General features: G+C 71.5%; 23 protein-coding genes. 17 read left to right on the forward strand and 6 right to left on the reverse strand.

All coding sequences use genetic code 11. The annotated features are described in order from the left end of the window. Positions 1-309: 309 nt before the first annotated feature. Genes fliW through ACO0E1_RS08485 form a run of 4 tightly spaced genes read right to left on the reverse strand, consistent with a single transcriptional unit; the run spans position 310 to position 3,493 of the window. Positions 310-702 (reverse strand): flagellar assembly protein FliW, encoded by a 393-nt coding sequence (gene fliW, locus ACO0E1_RS08470; RefSeq protein ID WP_422873790.1) that lies wholly within the window; start codon positions 700-702, stop codon positions 310-312. Next, positions 699-1,586 (reverse strand): flagellar hook-associated protein FlgL, encoded by an 888-nt coding sequence (gene flgL, locus ACO0E1_RS08475; protein ID WP_422873791.1) that lies wholly within the window; start codon positions 1,584-1,586, stop codon positions 699-701. Before flgL ends, fliW begins: the two co-directional genes overlap by 4 nt. Continuing rightward, positions 1,583-3,004, reverse strand: coding sequence for a flagellar hook-associated protein FlgK (flgK, locus tag ACO0E1_RS08480; RefSeq protein WP_422873792.1), 1,422 nt, complete (start codon positions 3,002-3,004; stop codon positions 1,583-1,585). Before flgK ends, flgL begins: the two co-directional genes overlap by 4 nt. A 3-nt stretch (positions 3,005-3,007) precedes the next feature. After that, a complete protein-coding gene (locus ACO0E1_RS08485; protein WP_422873793.1) occupies positions 3,008-3,493 on the reverse strand; it encodes a flagellar protein FlgN in 486 nt (161 codons plus the stop codon). Between the two features lie 412 nt (positions 3,494-3,905). Here ACO0E1_RS08485 and ACO0E1_RS08490 point away from each other — a divergent pair, with 412 nt between their 5' ends. The 17 genes from ACO0E1_RS08490 (at position 3,906) to ACO0E1_RS08570 (ending at position 18,073) form a co-directional block, all read left to right on the forward strand. Next, entirely contained in the window at positions 3,906-4,724 is an 819-nt protein-coding gene (locus ACO0E1_RS08490) for a sigma-70 family RNA polymerase sigma factor (protein WP_422873794.1), read from the forward strand. 125 nt (positions 4,725-4,849) lie between these two features. Next, positions 4,850-5,689, forward strand: coding sequence for a flagellin N-terminal helical domain-containing protein (locus ACO0E1_RS08495; protein WP_420364539.1), 840 nt, complete (start codon positions 4,850-4,852; stop codon positions 5,687-5,689). 90 nt (positions 5,690-5,779) lie between these two features. Next, positions 5,780-7,177 carry a flagellar filament capping protein FliD gene (fliD, locus tag ACO0E1_RS08500; RefSeq protein WP_422873795.1) on the forward strand — a complete coding sequence of 466 codons (1,398 nt, stop codon included), beginning with the start codon at positions 5,780-5,782 and terminating at the stop codon, positions 7,175-7,177. A gap of 13 nt (positions 7,178-7,190) precedes the next feature. Then, positions 7,191-7,625, forward strand: coding sequence for a flagellar export chaperone FliS (locus ACO0E1_RS08505; protein ID WP_422873796.1), 435 nt, complete (start codon positions 7,191-7,193; stop codon positions 7,623-7,625). After that, entirely contained in the window at positions 7,615-7,911 is a 297-nt protein-coding gene (locus ACO0E1_RS08510) for a hypothetical protein (RefSeq protein WP_422873797.1), read from the forward strand. Before ACO0E1_RS08505 ends, ACO0E1_RS08510 begins: the two co-directional genes overlap by 11 nt. A 217-nt stretch (positions 7,912-8,128) precedes the next feature. Next, on the forward strand, positions 8,129-8,473 hold the full coding sequence (locus ACO0E1_RS08515; protein WP_422873798.1) for a flagellar basal body protein: 345 nt from the start codon (positions 8,129-8,131) through the stop codon (positions 8,471-8,473). Beyond that, positions 8,470-8,865 carry a flagellar basal body rod protein FlgC gene (locus ACO0E1_RS08520; protein ID WP_422873799.1) on the forward strand — a complete coding sequence of 132 codons (396 nt, stop codon included), beginning with the start codon at positions 8,470-8,472 and terminating at the stop codon, positions 8,863-8,865. The genes ACO0E1_RS08515 and ACO0E1_RS08520 overlap by 4 nt, the downstream gene beginning before the upstream one ends. Next, a complete protein-coding gene (gene fliE, locus ACO0E1_RS08525) occupies positions 8,865-9,194 on the forward strand; it encodes a flagellar hook-basal body complex protein FliE (RefSeq protein ID WP_281264427.1) in 330 nt (109 codons plus the stop codon). Before ACO0E1_RS08520 ends, fliE begins: the two co-directional genes overlap by 1 nt. Then, positions 9,194-10,864, forward strand: coding sequence for a flagellar basal-body MS-ring/collar protein FliF (gene fliF, locus ACO0E1_RS08530; RefSeq protein ID WP_422873800.1), 1,671 nt, complete (start codon positions 9,194-9,196; stop codon positions 10,862-10,864). Before fliE ends, fliF begins: the two co-directional genes overlap by 1 nt. After that, positions 10,861-11,895, forward strand: a complete 1,035-nt coding sequence (gene fliG / locus ACO0E1_RS08535; RefSeq protein ID WP_422873801.1) for a flagellar motor switch protein FliG — start codon at positions 10,861-10,863, stop codon at positions 11,893-11,895. The genes fliF and fliG overlap by 4 nt, the downstream gene beginning before the upstream one ends. Then, positions 11,888-12,505: a FliH/SctL family protein gene (locus ACO0E1_RS08540; RefSeq protein ID WP_422873802.1), complete on the forward strand. Its 618-nt coding sequence runs from the start codon at positions 11,888-11,890 to the stop codon at positions 12,503-12,505. The genes fliG and ACO0E1_RS08540 overlap by 8 nt, the downstream gene beginning before the upstream one ends. Beyond that, complete coding sequence (locus ACO0E1_RS08545) at positions 12,502-13,830, forward strand: FliI/YscN family ATPase (protein WP_422873803.1); 1,329 nt, start codon at positions 12,502-12,504, stop codon at positions 13,828-13,830. Before ACO0E1_RS08540 ends, ACO0E1_RS08545 begins: the two co-directional genes overlap by 4 nt. After that, entirely contained in the window at positions 13,830-14,270 is a 441-nt protein-coding gene (locus ACO0E1_RS08550) for a flagellar export protein FliJ (RefSeq protein ID WP_422873804.1), read from the forward strand. The genes ACO0E1_RS08545 and ACO0E1_RS08550 overlap by 1 nt, the downstream gene beginning before the upstream one ends. Further along, positions 14,267-14,962, forward strand: coding sequence for a C40 family peptidase (locus ACO0E1_RS08555; protein ID WP_422873805.1), 696 nt, complete (start codon positions 14,267-14,269; stop codon positions 14,960-14,962). Before ACO0E1_RS08550 ends, ACO0E1_RS08555 begins: the two co-directional genes overlap by 4 nt. Further along, positions 14,959-16,392: a flagellar hook-length control protein FliK gene (locus ACO0E1_RS08560; protein WP_422873806.1), complete on the forward strand. Its 1,434-nt coding sequence runs from the start codon at positions 14,959-14,961 to the stop codon at positions 16,390-16,392. The genes ACO0E1_RS08555 and ACO0E1_RS08560 overlap by 4 nt, the downstream gene beginning before the upstream one ends. A 25-nt stretch (positions 16,393-16,417) precedes the next feature. Then, positions 16,418-16,849 (forward strand): flagellar hook assembly protein FlgD, encoded by a 432-nt coding sequence (locus tag ACO0E1_RS08565; RefSeq protein WP_422873807.1) that lies wholly within the window; start codon positions 16,418-16,420, stop codon positions 16,847-16,849. A gap of 48 nt (positions 16,850-16,897) precedes the next feature. After that, positions 16,898-18,073: a flagellar hook protein FlgE gene (locus ACO0E1_RS08570; protein ID WP_422873808.1), complete on the forward strand. Its 1,176-nt coding sequence runs from the start codon at positions 16,898-16,900 to the stop codon at positions 18,071-18,073. Between the two features lie 159 nt (positions 18,074-18,232). Here the strand turns inward: ACO0E1_RS08570 and ACO0E1_RS08575 are convergent, their stop codons facing one another. Beyond that, on the reverse strand, positions 18,233-19,315 hold the full coding sequence (locus tag ACO0E1_RS08575; RefSeq protein ID WP_422873809.1) for a hypothetical protein: 1,083 nt from the start codon (positions 19,313-19,315) through the stop codon (positions 18,233-18,235). A gap of 96 nt (positions 19,316-19,411) precedes the next feature. Continuing rightward, on the reverse strand, positions 19,412-19,867 hold the full coding sequence (locus ACO0E1_RS08580; protein WP_422873810.1) for a hypothetical protein: 456 nt from the start codon (positions 19,865-19,867) through the stop codon (positions 19,412-19,414). Positions 19,868-19,899: the final 32 nt, after the last annotated feature.

A 19,899-nucleotide genomic window follows, 5' to 3' on the forward strand; every position in this document is an offset into this window, starting at 1 on the left:
CCGCGAATACGCTGCCTGCCGACCCACCACAACCACCCCAATCGCTCAAGGTGTTGCGACCACCGAATGAACCCAAGATGTCGTACGACAGCGACTCCGTCGCAACCACGCGTGTGCAACTGATGCGCACGCCGCCCAGCGACAGGAGCGTTGTCGTACGACAGCGACTCCGTCGCAACCACGCGTGTGCAACTGATGCGCACGCCGCCCAGCGACAGGAGCGCTGTCGTACGACAGCGGCTCTGTCGTTCCGAGTCGGAACCCGGGCCCGGCCGCGAGCACACGACGACGCACGCGCCGCCGCCGCCTTCACCGCCGCGCGAGCTCCGCGCGCAACGGCAGGTCCTGGTCCTCGAGGATGAACTGCGCGCCCACCGACGTCCGCGCGTTCACCACGACCGGCGCGAGCAGGTTCACCGTCGTCCCGGCGTCACCAGGGGTCGCCACGACGAGGAGCATCGCGTCCGACGGTGCGCTCAGGCCGATGGTCGCCGCCTGCTCGTCGGACAGCGCCGGCGCGTAGTCGGGCAGGTGCACCGCAGCGTCGAGCAGGAACATCTTCGGCGCGGACACCCCGGACGCCGTGGTCCCCGCACCGACGAGCGTGAAGAGCCCGTCGGCACCCGAGACCGGCGTCAGCGTGAACGCGACGAGCGGCTCGAGACCGAACGGTGCGACGGCGAAGGTGAGGTCGATGTTCATCGGAGGTAGTCCATCAGGGTCGGCTGCAGGACCTTCGCGGTGACGGCGAGGGCTGCCTGGTAGTTGGTCTGCTGCACCTGCAGGTCGAGGACGGCCTTGGCGAGGTCCTTGTCCTCGATCGACGAGCGGCGTCCCTCGAGCGTCACGGATGCCGTCTTCAGGGAGTCCTGCGCGGCGATCGCGGCCGCGTGCCGGACGCCGACGTCCGCCTGTGCGCCGCGCACCGTCTGCAGGTGCGCGTCCACGTCGTTGATGCGGGGGTTCACGTTCACGCCGTTCTGCAGGTCCCCGACGACCGAGTCGATCATCGCGAACACGGAGGTCGACCCGGAGCCGAACACCGCAGCCCCGGAGGTGTCCACCCGGACGGTGGTCCCGTCGCCGATGCGCCGGTCGACGGTCGCGGTGGACTGCGTCCATCCGGTGGTGGGGTCGTACGCCGTCGACGAGGTCGATGACCCGGCGAACAAGGACCGCGCCCCGTACGTGGCGTTCGCACTCGCCGCGAGGTCGCTCTTCAGCGCCTGGAACTGCGCGACGAACGCATCGCGGTCGGTGTCGCTCATGGTGCCGCTGTTCGCCGCCTGGACGGTGAGGTCCCGCACCTTCGAGAGGACGGAGTAGACGTCGCCGAGCGCGCTGTCGGTGTTGGCAAGCCACCCGACCGCGTCGTTCGCGTTGCGGGCGTACTGCGCATTCGCGGCCTGCTCCTTGCGGACCTGCATCGACGACGCGGTGCCGACCGGGTCGTCCGACGGCTTCCCGATGTTCTTCAGGGTCGTGGCCTGCTCGGTGAGCTGCGCGACCTTGGCGGCACCGGCCTGCAGCCGGCTCGTCGCTGCTGCCATGGACATCTGGGTGGTCACACGGGTGATCACGGTCATCCCCTCCCGACGAGGCCGACGCGGTTGATGAGGGTGTCGAGCATCTCGTCGACGGCTGTCAGGACGCGTGCCGCGCCCTGGTAGGCGTGCTGGTAGCTGAGCAGGTTGACGTTCTCCTCGTCGAGGTCGACGCCGGCGCCCGACTGCTGCTGGGTGCGCGCGTTGGTGAGTGCGAGGCCGGTGAGCGTCGCCTCCGACGTCGCCGACCGGGAGGCTGTGCCCACGCCCGCCACGAACGTCGCCCACGTCTTGTCGGGTGCGTCCACGGCCTTCCCCAGCTCGCCGAGGGCGTCCGCCACGGAGCCGTCGTACTCGCCGGCCGCGTTCCGCGTCGCGATGCCGCCGGCGTCGGTGGGGACGACGGTGAGACCCTGCGCGGCCGGGACACCGGCGGTGAGCGCGAAGAACGCGGCGCCGGTGGTCCCGTTCGCCGTCGTGCCGGTGGCGTGCACGGCGTTCACCTGCGCGGCGATCGTCGTCGCGATCGTGTCGTACGCGGCGGACGCCTGCGCGAGCGCGCCGCCGGTGCCGTTCGCGTTCGCCGGCGCCAGCAGGGACACGTTGCCGGCGATCGATCCGCCGTCGAGGGCGACGGCGGACCCGGAACCGGAGGTCCACGTGAGGGTGACCGGCGCGCCGTCCGCGAGCCGGCTCCCGCCGCCGAGCGCGACCGAGCGGGCATCAGCGCCCTGCACGAGGGGATTGCCGCCGATGAGCACGTCGACCGTGCCGTCGGCGTTCGCGCGGGTCGTGCCCCCGGCGAGGGAGGCGATCTGCTCGGTGAGCTGGTCGCGCTGGTCGATGAGCTCGTTCGCGTTGCCGCCGCCGGCGAGTGCGGTGCGGATGCGGCCGTTGAGGTCGGCGACCTGCTTCGCCGCGTCGTTGAGCTGCGACACCTGTCCGGCGACGGTGCCGCGGACCGTGGTCCACTGCGCGTCGACGGCCTTCGACCCGGCGGCCAGGGTGGACGCGACGGTCTTCGCGGCACCGAGCAGCGCGGTGGCGGCACCCGGGTCGTCGGTGTGCGTGGACAGGTCGCCCCACGCGGACCAGAAGTCGTCGAGCTTCGCGGAGAGCCCGTCGTCGCCCGGTTCGTGCAGCCCGGTCTCGAGCTGGTCGAGTCCGGCTGCCCTGGCCGTGGCGTACGCGGAGGAGCCGGCAGCGGCGCGGACGCCGGCGTCGAGCGTGAGAGAGCCGAGTCGTGCGATGCCGTCGACGGAGACGCCCTGCCCGGCGAGGGCCGCCGTCCCGCGCATGAACCCGATCTGCACCGCGGGGATCGAGGTCTGCGTGACGCGCTGGCGGGTGTACCCGGTGGTACCCGCGTTCGCGATGTTCTGCCCGGTGACGTCGATGCCCGCCCGCGCTGCGGCGAGGCCGGAGTACGCGGTCGCGAGCGATCCGAAGGTGCTGACCATCGCCTACAGGGTCCCGTCGAACAGTCGGGCCTCGCCCGTCGCGTGGCCGGAGGTCCCGGCGGCGTCGTACGTCGCGATGTCGCCGACCGTGCCGGCGAGGGTCTCCTCGGTGGCCTGCGCCGCGGTCCGGAGGAAACGGTCGTTCTCGTCCCGCAGCGCACCGATCTGCGTGGTCAGCTCGACCATGGCGTGGAGGTGCGACGCGAGGATCTCGCCCCACGGGCCACCCGGCGCCGCGGCGACGACCTCGCGCAGGGGAGCGTCGGGGTCCACGCCCCACTCCTCGGCGACGGCGGCGCTCTCCGCGCTCCGTTCGAGTCCGGTGGCGCGCAGACGCTCGAGCACCTGCTCGACCTCGCGGCTGGCGTGCGACACCCAGCGGGAGCGCCCGGCGGCGAGCAGCAGCTGCTCCTCCTCGAGCTTGAAGGTGAGCAGTTCGAGCAGTTCTCGTTCGCGCCAGAGCACGGCGGACAGGTCGTTCACGCTCATCATCTCCTCCCGGTGTCGGTCATCCTGCGGACAGCGGTGACTATCGGCAGGCCGGGGTGCCCCGTAAGCGCGACGCCGGCGCCGGCGGGGCACGACTCGCTGCACGCGCCCCCAGTGCCTCCACTCCGGGGGACAGGAACGACCGTTCCCGCACCTGGGTCCCCCCAAATGCGGACCGGGAAACACCCCGTGTCCCCCCGCATTGGGGCCGTGTGAGGGGGTGTTCAGGGGTTTGTCAGCCGATACATTCAGAACGCACCCCGGGGGACAAACCGGAACGCGTCGCAGGGACGCGGGTGCACCGCCCGGAGGGACCCGGGCGGGTCTTCGGCGTACCGACCGGCCTCCACGCGGCCGGTGATCGCCGCGCCCACGGACGGGTCAATCCAGTCGAGACGACCAGGGGATCAGCATGGACCGCACCGAACGCAACGCGATGATCGTCGAGCACCTCCCGCTCGTCGGCTACATCGTGTCCGACGTCCGCGCACGTGCCACCCACCTCGACCGTGACGACCTCGCCGCCGTCGGTTCGCTCGCGCTCGTCGCGGCCGCCGACGCCTTCGACCCCACCCTCGGCGTGCCGTTCGGTGCGTACGCCCGCACCCGCATCACCGGCGCGATCGCCGACGACATGCGCTCGGCGGACTGGGCGAGCCGGGGGACCCGGAAGCGCATCCGCGAGGCCCTCGCGACGCAGGAGACGCTGTCCTCCCGACTCGGTCGCACGGTCTCCGTGCAGGAGATCGCCGACGCGATGGGCGTCGACCGCCAGTCCGCCGCCGATGCGATGAGCGACGCCGGCCGGGTCGTGACGCCGATCGACGAGACCGTGCACGACACCGTCGCCGCCGACCTGCCGCTCCCCGGCGAGGACCTCGTCGAGGCCGAGCGACGCCGCTACCTCCGTGCTGCCGTCGAGGCGCTGCCCGAGCGGATGCGCTTCGTCGTCGAGGCCGTCTACTTCGGAGACCGCTCGGTCACCGACGTCGCCGCCGAGCTCGGCATCACCCACTCCGCCGTGTCGCAGCAGCGCTCCGAGGCGATGCGGCTGCTCCGCGACGGTATGGCGACGCACTACGGCGACGGCGGCGAGACCCCGGAGCCCGTGTCCCGCACCACTGCAGCACGCCGGAGCGCGTACCTGGCGAAGGTCGCCGCGAACGCCGCGGTCGGTGTCGCCCGTGCGGTGCAGGACGCCGCCACCGGCCAGCACGTGGTCGCCAGTTGAGCCGTGGGAACCGCTCGGAAGAATCCCGACGGTTCTCCTAACGCCTCCGGCCGCCCGGCCGAGAGGACACCATGTCAGCCCACGGACGGGCTGGCGAAGACCCAGATTTCACGGAGGAAACCACCATGGGTATGTCCATCAACACCAACCTCTCGGCACTCAACACGTACCGGAACCTCAACTCGACGCAGAACGACCTGTCGAAGTCCCTCGAGAAGCTCTCGAGCGGCCTCCGCATCAACCGTGCTGCCGACGACGCGGCCGGTCTGTCGATCTCCGAGGGGCTGAAGTCCCAGGTCGGTGGCCTCACGGTCGCCGCCCGCAACGCGCAGGACGGCATCTCCGTCGTGCAGACCGCTGAAGGTGGCCTCACCGAGACCCACTCGATCCTCCAGCGCATGCGCGACCTGGCAGTGCAGGCCGGCAACGACTCGAACAACGCGGACTCGCGTACGGCGATCACCACCGAGGTCGGCGAGCTCCAGAAGGAGCTCACCCGCATCTCGCAGTCGACCAACTTCAACGGCATCAACCTGCTCGACGGCTCCGCCGGCACCGCAGGCGTCCTGAAGTTCCAGGTCGGCGCCAACGGCGACGCGGCGAGCCAGATCGACGTGGACCTGTCGAAGGCGAACGTGAGCGACGTGGCCACGGCCGTCGGCACGCTGACGTTCGACAGCGCCGACAACGCGCAGGCCGCGATCACCGCCATCGACACGCAGATCAAGTACGTGTCGTCGGCTCGTTCGAACATCGGTGCCATCCAGAACCGCTTCGACCACGCCATCAACGTGACGAACGTGGCCAAGGAGAACCTCACCGCTGCGTCCTCGCGCATCACCGACGTCGACATGGCGGAGGAGATGGTCAAGTACACGCGCGACAACATCCTCAGCCAGGCCGGCACGTCGATGCTCGCGCAGGCGAACCAGAGCACGCAGGGCGTCCTCTCGCTGCTCCGCTAGCACCCCCGACGCCGTCACCCGGGCCGTTCGGGTGCCGGGTGACGGCGTCACCCTCCCCACCCACCACCACGACGTCAGGGAGCAGCGACGATGTCCTCCGTGTCCTCGGCCTCGAGCCTCGCGATCGACGGTCTCGTCAGCGGCCTCAAGACGACGGACCTGATCAACTCGTTGATGTCCGTCGAGGCGGTCCCGCAGACCCTGCTGAAGAACAAGCTCAGCAGCACGAACTCGTTCATCTCGTCACTGCAGACGATCAACGGGCTCGTGCAGGGCCTCGCCGCGAAGGCGAAGGACGCCGCGAAGGCGAACTCGCTCGACGTGTTCGCGGCCACCAGCTCCAACCCCGCCGTCACGGTCTCGACCGGTGCGAACGCCACGGCCGGTTCCCTGTCCTTCTCGATCGGCGCCGTCGCCTCCGCGCAGATCGGGGTGACCGCGGCGATGGCGACGTGGTCCTCGGCCGCCGAGCCGGTCACCATCACCAAGGCGGACGGCACGACCACCACGGTCACCCCGGCGTCCGGGTCGCTCGACGACGTCGCCTCGGCGATCACGAAGTCCGGCGCCGGCGTCACGGCCACCAAGGTCGCAGCAGGGACCGACACCGACGGCACGAAGCTCTACCGCCTCCAGCTGACCTCGACGGCCACGGGTGCCGCAGGAGCGTTCTCCGTACACCGTGGCACTGCGGCCGACGTCGCCGCGGGGACCGCGACGGACGTCCTCGCGCAGCCGGGTGCCGCAGTCGTCGCCAACGCGGCCGACGCGAGCGTGACGCTGTGGGCCGGGACCGCTGCGCAGCAGACGGTCACGAGCTCCACGAACACGTTCACCGACCTCGTCCCCGGACTCACCGTGTCGGTGTCGGCCCCGAGCACGTCCCCCGTGACGGTCACCGTCGCGCAGGACACCACGAAGGCCCAGGCCGTCGCGTCCGGGCTCGTCGACGCGATGAACGCGATCACGGCGTACTACTCGTCGAACACCGCCGTCACGAGCACGACCAGCCCGACGACCGGCACCACCTCGACGACCGCCGGCGTCCTGATGGGGGACGCGACCACTCGCGACGTCGTGCAGCGCCTGACGAGCACGATGTCGGCGCCCGTCAACGGCAAGTCGCCGTCGTCGATCGGCATCTCGATCACCAAGGACGGCGACTTCACCTTCGACGCCGACGTGTTCCAGAAGGCCCTCGCGACCGATCCGCAGGGCACGCAGGCGATCCTCTCCGGGGTCGCGACCACCGTCGGTGCCGCCGCGACCGCAGCGTCCGACAAGTACGACGGCTCGATCACCACGTCGATCACCGGTCAGCAGTCGGTCGCGAAGGACCTGAACACCCAGATCGACAGCTGGACGGACCGCCTCACCTCCCGCCGCGCCGCGCTCCAGACGCTGTACGCGGCACTCGAGACCAACCTCAGCAAGCTCCAGTCACAGTCGAGCTGGCTCTCCAGCCAGCTGTCCTCGACGTCGAGCTGAACGGGAAGACACCATGTACGACAAGAACACGCTCCGCCGCCGCGCGCAGTACACGAGCGAGGCCGTCCTCTCCGCGACGCCGGCACAGCTCGTCACGATGCTCTACGACCGGCTGCTGCTCGACCTGCACCGTGCAGAGGCCGCGCAGACCACGAGCGACTGGGACGTAGCACGCGAACAGCTCCTGCACGCCCAGGCCATCGTCGGCGAGCTGTCCGCGACCCTCCGCATCGACGCGTGGGACGGCGGCGAGGGACTCCTGGCGATCTACAACTACGCGTCCACGTCGCTCATCACCGCGAACGTGCACCGGGACGTCCAGGCGACCCGCGACTGCATCCGGATCCTCGAGCCCCTGCGACAGTCCTGGCACGACGCCGCTGCCGCCATCCCGGCGACGCCGGCACCGGCACAGCACACGATCGGCGGAGCGCTCGGTGTCGCCTGAGCAGACCACGCCAGACGAGCAGCGGGCCGCTTGGGAGGCCGTGCTCACGTCCCTGGAACAGGCGGCGGTCGCGGACGACCCGGCCCCGTGGCACGAGCCGACCGGGCTGGGTCGGCTCCCGCGGGACCTGGTGGGGCGGGCCTCCCGGCTGCTCGCCGCACAGCGGGACCGCATGCAGGTGCTGGAGCAGGACCGGCGCAACACGCTCGAGCACCTCGGGGCGCTCCGCGCGGTCCACGCGACCCGCGAGCCGCAGCGCTCGGTGTACCTCGACGCCTCCGCCTAGCGAGCCGGATCGCGCGTAGGCGGTCGAATCGGCCCGCGCGCGGAACGGCCACCTCCGCGCGGCCGGGCCCCCCGTTCGGGGCAACCGCTAACACCGCGGGACACGGGCTCCGATAGCGCCCCACGAGCACGGATCGCTCGACCACCCGGCCACGGATCGGCCACCACCGCACGGTGTCATCGCACAGGACGACGGCACCTTGACGAGGGGACCCTCCGTGTTCGACTCCGTGACGTCGGCGGCGCTGCAGAGCGCGCTCGACGGGCTCTCGATGCGCCAGCGGGTGATCGCGAACAACATCGCGAACATCAACACCACGAACTACCACGCCGAGAAGGTGCAGTTCGAGGACGCCCTCGCCAAGTCGATCGTCGACGGCAACGGCAGCACGACGCCGACCGTCGCGCGGAGCCTCGAGCCGACGAACACGAACGGGAACAACGTCAACCTCGACGAGGAGACGCTCTCCAACATCGACACGGTGCTCCGGTATCAGTTCGCCACGCAGGCGATGAACTCCGAGCTGACCAGCGTCCGTGCGGCGATGCGGACCAACTCGTGACGACGTTCGACGCGATCGGCATCGCGAGCACCGGCCTCACCGTGCACCGGAAGTGGCTCGACGCCATCTCCGACAACATCGCCAACGTCAACACCGTCCGCTCGATGGACGACAGCGCGTTCCAGGCGCGGTACGTCGAGGTGCAGGAGGGCAACGGCGTCTCCGGCGCCTACGTCAAGGGCGCCGCGTTCGGCAGCGCCGCCGGCCGGGTGACCTACGACCCGGACAACCCGCTCGCGAACGCCGAAGGGTACGTCCGCCTGCCGGACATCGACCTCGGCACGCAGATGGCGGACCTCATCATGGCCCAGCGCGGCTACCAGGCGAACGCCGCCGTGGTCGACCGCGCCAAGACCGCCTACGAGGCGGCACTGCAGATCGGGAAGAACTGATGCCCATCGACGCCGTGAACGGTGTGACCACGAACGCCCTCTCCGGGGTGTTCGGCACGAACCAGGCCACCACGCCCGCGACCACCGCCGAGCCCACGACGGGCACCGACGGGTCCTTCGCCGCGAGTCTCGGCAACGCCGTCGACGGACTCCAGGAGCTGCAGAGCACGTCGAAGACGCTCGCGCTCAAGGCCGTCACCGGCAACCTCGACGACATCCACGACGCCACCATCGCGTCCACCCGCGCGCAGGTCACGCTCGAGCTCGTCGCCGCTGTCCGCAACAAGGGCGTCGACGCCTTCAACGAGATCATGAGGATGCAGGCCTGATGCCCGTCGCACTGCAGAACGTCTTCGGCCGCCTCGGCGCCTACGTCAAGGGCTTCTCCGCCGCCCAGCGCACCATCGCGATCCTCGGCGTCGCGGCGCTCGTCCTCGGCGGCATCGCGCTCGCGTCGTGGCTCGGCAAGCCGTCGTACGCGCCGCTCTTCACCGGGCTGGCCGCGGCCGACGCGAGCTCGGTCACGGACCAGCTCACCACCGACGGCGTGCCGTTCCAGCTCACCGACGGCGGGGCGACGATCCTCGTGCCGCAGTCCGCGGTGTACACCGAGCGGCTCAAGGCGGCGTCGAACGGCCTGCCGTCGTCGAACGAGGGCGGCTACTCGCTGCTCGACAAGATGGGTGTGACGAGCTCCGAGTTCCAGCAGGACGTCACCTACAAGCGCGCGATCGAGGGTGAGCTCGCGAAGACGATCTCGGCGTTGGACGGCGTGCAGACCGCCACCGTGCAGCTCGCGATCCCGGAGAAGTCCGTGTTCGTGTCCGAGGAGAAGGACCCGACGGCGTCGGTGTTCATCGCCACGAAGAACGGCGTCCAGCTCACCACCGACCAGGTGCAGTCGATCGTGCACCTGACGAGCGCCGCGGTCGAGGGCATGCAGCCCACCGACGTGTCCGTCGTCGACGCGAAGGGCCAGACCCTGTCGGCCGTCGGCACCGGCGCGACCGGATCGGGCGCCGACCAGGCAGCGGACTACGACGCAACCACCTCGAAGAAGATCCAGGACCTGCTCGACACGACGCTCGGAGCCGGCAACGCCAGCGTCGTCGTGTCCGCGACGATGAACCAGAACACCGGGACCCGCACGGCGGAGTCCTACACGACGCCGACCTCCGGACCGGTCGCGCTCAACGAGTCGTCGACGAAGGAGCAGTACGGTTCCGGCTCCGGTGCGTCCAGCGGCGCGACGGGTGTCCTCGGCCCGGACAACATCGCCGTCCCGAACGGCTCCGCGACGAGCGGCACCGGCGACGGCGGCTACACGAACGAGTCGGCGACGAAGAACAACGCCGTCGACCACACCACCGAGACGACGCAGATCCCGTCGGGCGGCGTCGACCGGCAGACGGTGTCCGTCGCGCTCAACAGCAAGGCCGCCTCGGTGCAGAACGCGAACCTGCAGAGCATCAACGACCTCGTGTCCGCCGCCGCGGGTGCCGACACCGCTCGCGGGGACCAGGTGAAGGTCGCGATGATGGACTTCGACACGACCACCGCCGACGACGCCGCGAAGGCGCTCAAGGCGCAGCAGCAGGCCGACCAGCAGGAGGCGATGTGGTCGGCGATCCGTACCGCCGGCATCGTCATCGGTATCGCACTGGCCCTCATCGCGCTCATCATCGTGCTGGTCAAGCGCGGTCGGCGGCAGGAGCGCGAGAGCGTCGACGTCGGTGAGCTCGACGCCTTCGGGAGCGCGTTCGAACTGCCGTTGGCGGTCGACGCGGCCGAGCAGCGCGCCGGGCTCTCGTCCGCCGGCGACGCCCCGACCGTCGCGCTGCCGACACTGCCGCACGACGACGCCCCGACCGAGGTCCTCACCACCGACGAGATCACCGCCGAACGTCGCCGTCAGGACATCTCCGCCCTCGCCGAGCGTGACCCGAAGCGTACGGCCGAGCTCCTCCGCGGGCTCCTCGACGACCGGACCACGGTGTGAACGCCGCCGCCCCCGCATCCGGCGACCGCGCGCTGACCGGTGCGCAGAAGGTCGCGCTCATCCTCATGCAGATGGAGACCGAGCGCGCCGCCGAGGTGATGAAGCAGTTCTCCGAGCTCGAGGCCGAGGAGATCTCCGCGGAGATCGTCCGGATGCGCCGGGTCGAGGACACCGTCGTCGACAAGACGTTGACCGAGTTCCACCGGATGACACTGACCGGGCGCACGCAGCGTCGCGGCGGCAAGGAGACCGCACTCGGCCTCCTCGAGGCGTCCTTCGGTGCCGAGCGTGCCGCGGGTGTCATGGACCGCCTGGCCTCCAACCTCGCCGGGCAGTCCTTCGACTTCCTCGACGACGCCGAACCGGGCCAGATCATCTCCCTGCTCGAGGGCGAGCTCCCGCAGACCATCGCCCTCGTGCTGGCGCACCTCAAGCCGGGCCAGGCGAGCGCCGTGCTCGCCGGTGTCGACGAGCGTGCGCGGACGGACGTCGCGCAGGCGTTCGCCACGATGGGCTCGGCGACCCCGGAGGCGGTCGGCATCGTCGCCGGCGTGCTCCGGCAGCGCGCCGGCGCCGTCGTGTCGCCACGCGAGAGCATCGAGGTCGTCGGGGGCATCCAGCCGCTCGTGGACATCATCAACCGGTCGGACGTCGCCACCGAGAAGGCCGTGCTCGACGGTCTCGAGGCGCGCGACCCCGAGCTCGCGGAGGACATCCGCTCCCGGATGCTCACGTTCGAGGACATCGTCAAGCTCGAGGCGCGGGACATCCAGCAGGTGCTCCGCGGCATCGACTCGAAGATCCTCGCCACCGCGATGAAGGGCGCTGCCGGTCCGGTCGTCGAGACCATCCGCGCGAACGTCTCCGAGCGCAACCGCGAGCTGCTCGACGACGAACTGCAGGCGATGGGCCCGGTCCGTGTCTCGCAGGTCGAGGAGGCCCGCGCCGAGGTCGTCCGCTCCGTCCGCGAGCTCGAGGCGCAGGGCGTCATCACCGTCCACCGCGCGGAGGAGGACGAGCTCGTTGAGTGACACCACCTTCGAACGGCTCGCGTTCCCCGTCGTCGCCGACGCCGGGCTCCGCGACCGCGTCGCCAGCGCCGAGGTCCGTGGGCACGCCGCCGGGTACGCAGCAGGGCTCCGGGCCGCGCAGGCTGAGACGGATGCACTGCGCGCCGAGCTCGCGGCGGCGCACGACCACCGTGTGGCGCAGCTCGAAGCGGAGTCGGCGCGACGACTCGCCGTCCTCGGCGCGATGACCGACGCGCTCGTCGCGCGCACCGTGCCGGTGCTGGAGTCGGCGGAGCGATCCGTCGTGGAGGCCGCCGTCGAACTGGCCGAAGCCGCCGTCGGGTACGCGATCCGGTCCTCCCGTCCGGTCCTGGAGGCCGGGGTCGGCTCCGGTGCGGAGGCGACGGTCCGCCGTGCGCTCGCGTCGGTCGACCACACCGTCGCGATCGCCGTGCGGCTCAGTCCGGCGGACGCCGCGGCGGTCGCCGGGCTGGACCTGCCGGTCCCGGTGCGCGCGGACGCGACCCTCGCCGACGGCGACGCGGTCGTCGACCTGCCGGACGGCATCCTCGACGCCCGCATCGGTGTCGCGCTCGCCCGCGCCAAGGACGCGCTGGGGGTGACCGCGTGACCGCGACGCTCCTCCGTCCGCGCGGCCTCGACGCCGCCGTGGCCCTCGCCGCGCCGCAGCGCGTCGGCGTCGTGACGAGCGCCGTCGGCCTCGGGCTGACGATCGCCGGACTCGACGCCCGTATCGGCGAGGTCGTCCTCGTCGGGCACGACGACGGACCGCAGACCGCCGTCGAGGTCGTCGCGACCGACGCGACGGGCGTCCGGTGCATGCCGCTCGGGCGACTCACCGGGATCACCGCGGGGACGCCGGCTCGGCCCACCGGACGTCCGGTGCTCGTGCCGACCGGTCACGGCCTGTTCGGACGGGTGCTCGACGGACTCGGCCGCCCGATCGACGATCGCGGCCCGCTCGACGCCGACGACTGGGTGGATCTCGACCACGCGACGCCGAACGCCATGGCACGGATGCGCATCGACACGCCGATGCAGCTCGGGGTCCGGGTGCTCGACACCCTGACGACCGTCGGGCGCGGGCAGCGCATGGGCCTGTTCGCGGGCTCCGGTGTCGGCAAGTCGTCGCTGCTGTCGATGATCGCCAGGGGGAGTGACGCCGCCGTCAACGTCATCGCGCTGGTCGGGGAGCGCGGCCGCGAGGTCCGGGAGTTCCTCGAGGACGACCTCGGGCCTGCGGGCCTCGCACGCTCGATCGTCGTCGTGTCCACCTCGGACGAGCCGGCGCTCATGCGTCTGCGTGCCGCCTTCGTCGCCACCCGCATCGCGGAGTCGTTCCGCGACGCCGGGCGGGACGTCGTGCTGATGATGGACTCGCTCACCCGGGTCGCGATGGCGCAGCGCGAGATCGGGCTCTCCGTGGGGGAGCCGCCGGCCACCAGGGGCTACCCGCCGTCGACGTTCTCGGTCCTCGCCGGGCTGCTCGAGCGCGCCGGCACCGACCGCGTCGGGAGCATCACCGGGCTCTACACGGTGCTCGTCGACGGGGACGACCACAACGAGCCGATCGCCGACTCCGCGCGGAGCATCCTCGACGGGCACGTCGTCCTCGACCGGAAGCTCGCCGTGACGGGGCACTTCCCGTCCGTGGACGCCCTCGGCTCGATCTCCCGCGTGGCGTCGAAGGTCACGACCGACCACCAGCGCGCCGCCGCGACGGGCCTGCGGAAGGTGATGGCCGCACGGAAGGCCGCGCAGGACCTGCTCGACGTCGGGGCGTACCAGCGTGGGACGAACCCGCTCGTGGACGCGGCCGTCGACCACCAGGACGCGATCGACGCGTTCCTCCGCCAGGGCATGGACGAGCGCGCGACCGCGGACTCGTCGTGGGATCGCCTCAGCGCACTCGTCCAGCAGCTCGGGGGTCTCTGATGGCGCGCCGCTTCCCGCTCGCCGGACTCCTCCGACTCCGGCACGCCGAACAGGACCAGGCCGCAGCGGTCCTCGCCGCCGCGAACGAACGGGTCCGTGACGCCGCCGACGCCCGGATCGCCGCGCGCCGGAACCTGAGCGACCAGGAGGCCACGATGCCCATCGAGGACGCCGCGACCCTCAGCGCCGTCGCCGCAGCTCGTGCCGCGACCCGCGGGATGCTCGAGGAACTCGACGCCGTCGTGCAGCACCGCCGCGCCGACGCCGATGCCGCGCAGGGGTCGTACAACGCCGCCCGTCGCGCAGCGCTGGGGCTCGAGAAGCTCGAGACGCAGCACGACTCCCGTGTCGCGGCGGAGGACCTGCGCACCGAACAGACCACCCTCGACGAGATCGCGGCACGGAGCCCGCGCGACCTCGGGAACGGAGACGGCCGATGAGCCTCGACACCGTGCTGAGCCGGATCTCCGAGATCCGCTCCCAGATCGACACGCTGCAGAGCGGGACCGCTGCCACCGCGTCCGCGTCGGCCGACTCGGCGGCGTCGTCGAAGGCATTCGCAACGGCACTCGCCGACGCCTCGGGGACCGCCGCGCCGACGACCGTCCCGGCGACGTCCGTCGACGCCGGCAAGGGGACCGTCGCCACCGGCAGTGGTGCGACGGGGGACGACGTGGTCGCCGACGCGAAGAAGTACCTCGGCGTGCCGTACGTGTTCGGCGGGACGACCACCTCGGGCATGGACTGCTCCGGACTCGTCCAGACCGTCTTCAAGGACCTCGGCGTCACCATGCCGCGCGTCGTGCCGGACCAGGCGAAGATGGGCGTCGCGGTGCCGTCGCTCGCGCAGGCGCAGCCGGGTGACCTGATCATCCCGAAGGGCGAGGGCCACGTCGTCATCTACGTCGGCGACGGCAAGGTGCTGCACGCGCCCCGCCCCGGCAAGGACGTCCGCATCGTGGACAACTGGTACAAGGACTCGGACATCGCGACCATCCGGCGCATCGTGCCGTCGGCCCAGGAGGCCGCGGCGACGAAGGCCGCCTCCGCTGCCGGTGCGGGTTCGTCCGGGACCGACCTGCAGACCGCTGCGCTGATGTCCCTGCTGCAGTCCGGGAGCGCCGCCGCATGACCATGACGATGCCCACCGCCCCGGGCGCGCCCACGGCTGCGGCTCCCGCCCGAGCCGGGTCGTCCGCGAAGGACGACGCGACCACGAGTACCGGGTTCGCGGCCGCGCTGACCGCTGCGTCCGCCGCAGCTCCTGCCGCCGGGCGCGGTCCGGCGCGGGACACGGACGGACGTCAGGCGGCGAACTCGACGACTGCCGAGTCCGGTGCTGCGGGCGACGCCACGCAGCTCACGGCGGGCCAGCCCGCGCCGTCGGAGCCCGTGCCCACGCAGCCCGCACCCACGGATGCCGGCGCACTCGCCGTACTCCTCGGCCTCCCGGTCGCGGCCGCCTCGACAGCGCCCAGCGTGCCGGCCGCAGCGCCCACGGCCCCCACCCCGGACGTCCCGAGTCTCGCCGCGGACGCCCCGAGTCTCGCGGTGGGCGACGGTTCTCGTGCTCCGGAGGCCGACAACGGTCGCGCAGTGCGAGTCTCGGCCGAGGCGCTCGCGGGTGGAGCGCAGCCGGCGTCCGGGCGCGCCGCGCAGTCGGGTCTCGCGGAGGGCGACACCCCTCGGGCCGCGCAGGGCGAGAACGGTCACGCAGCCCGGGTCTCGACCACGGGCGCGCCTGCGGGCGTCGTCGCGGCGGTGGCCGGCGCGGCTGCGGGCGGCGAGCCGTCGGCGGTCGCTGGCGGCCTCCCGGCTGCGCCCACCACCGGTGCGCCGAGTCTCGCGGTGAGCGACACTCCTCGGGCCCCGCAGGCCGAGAACGGTCGCGCAGCCCGAGTCTCGCCCGCAGCCGCCGCACAGGCCGGACCAGCACCGGAGTCCGCCGCACCGACGGCACCCGCTGCACCAGCGACCGCACCGCAGCACGGGTCGGACGCGATCGTCCGCACCCAGGCCGAGCCGAGCCTCCAGGCCGGCGCCACCGGACGGACGCCGGACGCGACCTTCGCGGTCCCGTCCCCGACGACCACCGCCCCGACGGCCACCGCCGCGACCCCCGCGACGCAGCCAGCGACTCCCGCGCCGCTCACCCAGCAACTCGCCCGGCCCGTGTTCTCGCTCGCGCAGGCCGGCCCGGGGGAGCACGTGGTGACGGTGCAGGTCGTTCCCGACACCCTCGGTCCGGTCACGGTCCGCGCGCACGTCACCGCGCACGGGATGCACGTCGAGCTCTTCGCCGCGTCGGACGCCGGCCGCGAGGCCGTCCGCCAGGTCCTCCCGGACCTGCGTCGCGAGGGCAGCACGGTCGCGACCACCCTCGACCTGTCCTCGCAGAACCACCCCGGCCAGTCGGCGGACCAGTCCGCTGCCCGCGACGGGCGTCCGTCCGGCGGTCCGGCAGCACGGCAACCCGACCGGGAGGCTCGACCCACCACCGCCGAGCACGCTCGGCCCGCCACCACCACCGTCCGCACCGCGGGACTCGACGTCCTCGCCTGATCCCGACCACGACAAGGAACCCACCATGCCCCTCGACGGGATCACCGGCAGCGTCGACCAGGCCACCCAGGCCGCAGCCCTCGCCGCGAACGCCGCCTCGAAGAAGTCGCAGACGATGGACTCCGAGGTGTTCATGAAGCTGCTCGTCACGCAGCTGCAGAACCAGGACCCGTCCTCGCCGATGGACACGAACCAGATGATCAGCCAGCAGACGCAGCTCGCGATGATGGAGCAGATCACCAACCAGACCACGACGGGGAACGAGAACTTCTCGTTGCAGATGCGCATCGCCGCGGCCAACCTCGTCGGCAAGCAGGTCACCTACACGGACGCGTCCTCCGGTGCATCCGTCACCGGGGCCGCGACAGCCGTGTCGTACGCGAACAGTGTGCCGACCGTGACCGTGAACGGGAAGGAGGTCGATCTCGACGTGATCTCCGGTATCAAGACCGCCTGACCCGCTCGCTCCGCTTTCCCTTCCGTCTCGTTCTGAAAGGAACACACCATGCTCCGCTCGCTCTACTCCGGTATCTCCGGACTCCGCTCCCACCAGGAGATGCTCGACGTCACGGGCAACAACATCGCCAACGTCAACACCGTCGGGTTCAAGGCATCGTCGACGGTCTTCCAGGACACCCTGTCGCAGATGACCCAGGGTGCCGGCGGACCACAGACCGGCATCGGCGGCACGAACCCCGCCCAGATCGGCCTCGGCGTCCAGGTCGCCGGTGTCTCCACCAACTTCGCGCAGGGCTCGGCGCAGGCCACGGGCAAGGCGACCGACCTGATGATCTCGGGCGACGGCTTCTTCGTCACGCGGCTCGGCAACGACACGATCTACAGCCGTGCGGGCGCGTTCGACTTCGACGCGAACGGCCGACTCGTCAGCGCCGACGGCAAGATCGTCCAGGGCTACTCCGCGACGAACGGCGTGGTGAACGACGGCGGGCAGCTCACCGACATCGTCCTGCCGCTCGACGCCGCTGCACCGGCGACCGCGACCTCCTCGGCCACCGTCACCGGCAACCTGCCGTCCGACACCGCCGTCGGCGAGACGCTCAACCGCGACGCCACCGTGTTCGACCAGAACGGCAGCAAGCACACGCTCTCCCTGGCGTACACGCGGACGACGAACGGGTGGAGCGTCACGGCGTCGAACGGGCAGGGGACCTCGGCGACCGGTGCGATCACCTTCGCCGCGGACGGTTCCGTCGCGTCCGGTGGCACGCTCGCGGTCGGCGGCATCACCGTCGACATGACCCAGCTCTCCGGGTTCGCGGCGCTCAACACCGCATCGATCTCGTCGCAGAACGGGCACGAGGCCGGGTCGCTGCAGGGCTACTCGATCTCGAAGGACGGCACCGTCGTCGGCACCTTCTCGAACGGGTCCTCGCTCGCGATCGGCCGCATCGCGCTCGCGACGTTCGCGAACCCGGCCGGCCTCGAGAAGACCGGTGCGTCCGGCTACCGCGCGACGGCGAACTCGGGTCAGGCCACGGTCGGCGCGCCCGGCTCCGCCGGTGTGGGGTCGCTGGCGTCGGGGACGCTCGAGATGTCGAACGTCGACCTGTCGCAGGAGTTCACGAACCTCATCGTGGCGCAGCGCGGGTTCCAGGCGAACGCGCGCATCATCACCACCTCGGACGAGGTCCTGCAGGAGCTGACGAACCTGAAGCGCTGAGTCAGGACGGCGGGGCCGGCGCTGGGCCGTCGGGCCGTCGGCCGTCGGTCCGTCGGCCGCCGCCGTTCGAACAACCGAGAGCAGTCCGCACCACGGTCCGCCGTGGTGCGGACTGCTCCCGGTTGTGCGGTGGGACGCGGATCCATGCCGCGAGATCGGTCAGACGTGTTTCTGCCACGCACCGGACCACCAGGCCGGCTCGAACCCGATCGACGTGTTCACCGCGAGCATGTGGGTGTTCTCCTCGGCGTTGGCCGTGAGGACCGCCGGTGACTCCGGCACCGCTCGCGCCCATTCAGCGAGGGCAGCGCACTTCGCCAGGAGTCCGAGCCTGTGGCCACGGTGCTCCGGCAGCACCAGGGTGTACTTCGTCAGCGTCGTGGCCGACCGATCGGCGCCGATCGAGAGCTCGCTGACCGCAACGAGTCGACCAGTGGGTTCGTGCACGATCCCGGCGACGCCGATGAGCCCGCCGATGCGCGCCACGTGTGCGTCCCGGGAGTGGACACGCTCCGCGTCCCACGGATCGTCGCGCGCGTCCAGCTCGCCCCGCGGCGCGTCGCTCGACATCCGGTTGAGCACTGCGGAGAGGCCATCGACCCACTGCGGCGGGGTCGGCCCGTACCACCAGACCGGGCGGTAGTCGGGTCCGGCGTGAGCCGACGCCTCCGATCGTAACTCTGCGATACGGCGGTCCAGTGTCCCGTCGCGGAGCAGCTGGCTGTACCGGACCACCTGCCCGAGCTCGTAGCCAGCAGCGGCGAGCGTCAGCGCGAGAGAATCAGCCGGCACAGCGCCGACGCCGTTCCCGGAGGCAACTGAAGCCCGAGCGTCGTCGCGGCGGTGCAGACTCGCCACCCGGATCGTCGAGCACCCTTGGGCGACGGCTTCCCGCTCGACCGCCGCGAGGACGTGCCGTTCACGGTCGGGGTCAGCCGGAGCCGCCCGGACGAAGACACTGACGTCGGCATGGTCTGCCGCGGCCACCGGGACCGCGAGCTGTGCGGCGGCGACGGGCTCTCCGTTCTCGTGGGCGACGAAGACCGTCCACCGCAGGTGCGCGCGATCGCGGAGTCCCGCGAGGACCGTCTGCGCGTCGTCGGAGAGCGCGGTCGATCCCGTCCGCTCGGACATCGACTGGCTCGCGATCGCCAGGTAGTCGAGGAAGTCGCGGGCTTCCGGATCCTCCACGGTCTTCGGGAGGTCGACAGGGCGGACGTCGAACGATCGTGTTCCGGGCACTCCACCAGTGTGCCCATGCCCGGGCCCGTCGTGTCGAGCACGTCGAGCGTCTGCTGCACGGCACCACTCCGGCGTGAGCAGGCCGAGCGCTGCGTCTCAGCCCTGGCCCTGGTCCCAGAGCCGCCAGCCGCCCGAGGTGTGCACCCAGCACCAGTTCCACTGCAGCTCGCCGGGCTCGGCGCCCGTCATCCAGCGCTGGTCGATCGTCGACGCCACGCACTCCTGGCTGCGACCGCCGACCTCGGCGGACACGTGTTCCGGCGCGCGGAGGTCGCGGAAGGACCGGAGATCGGGCCAGCCGTCGGAGAGTGCGTCCGGCACTGCACCGCACCACGAGAACGTGTTCGAGGTCGTCAGCAGGCTGGTGAGCGCGCAGTCGTGCCGTTCCGCCGCCCGCAGGTACGCCCGGGTCACCGTTTCGACGGAGGCATCAGCGGCCGGGGCCTCCTGCTGCGCGACGATGCGGTCGTGGACGTGCTGGATCGCGAAACCCCCTCCTGCGAGCGCACAAGCACCCACGATCGAGAGCGCGACGACGGTCCGGATGCGCATCTCGCCAGCGTGGCCGTGCGGCGTGGACGACG

The sequence above is a fragment of the Curtobacterium guangdongense genome (assembly GCF_049341845.1).
In the GTDB taxonomy this organism is placed as follows: domain Bacteria; phylum Actinomycetota; class Actinomycetes; order Actinomycetales; family Microbacteriaceae; genus Curtobacterium; species Curtobacterium guangdongense.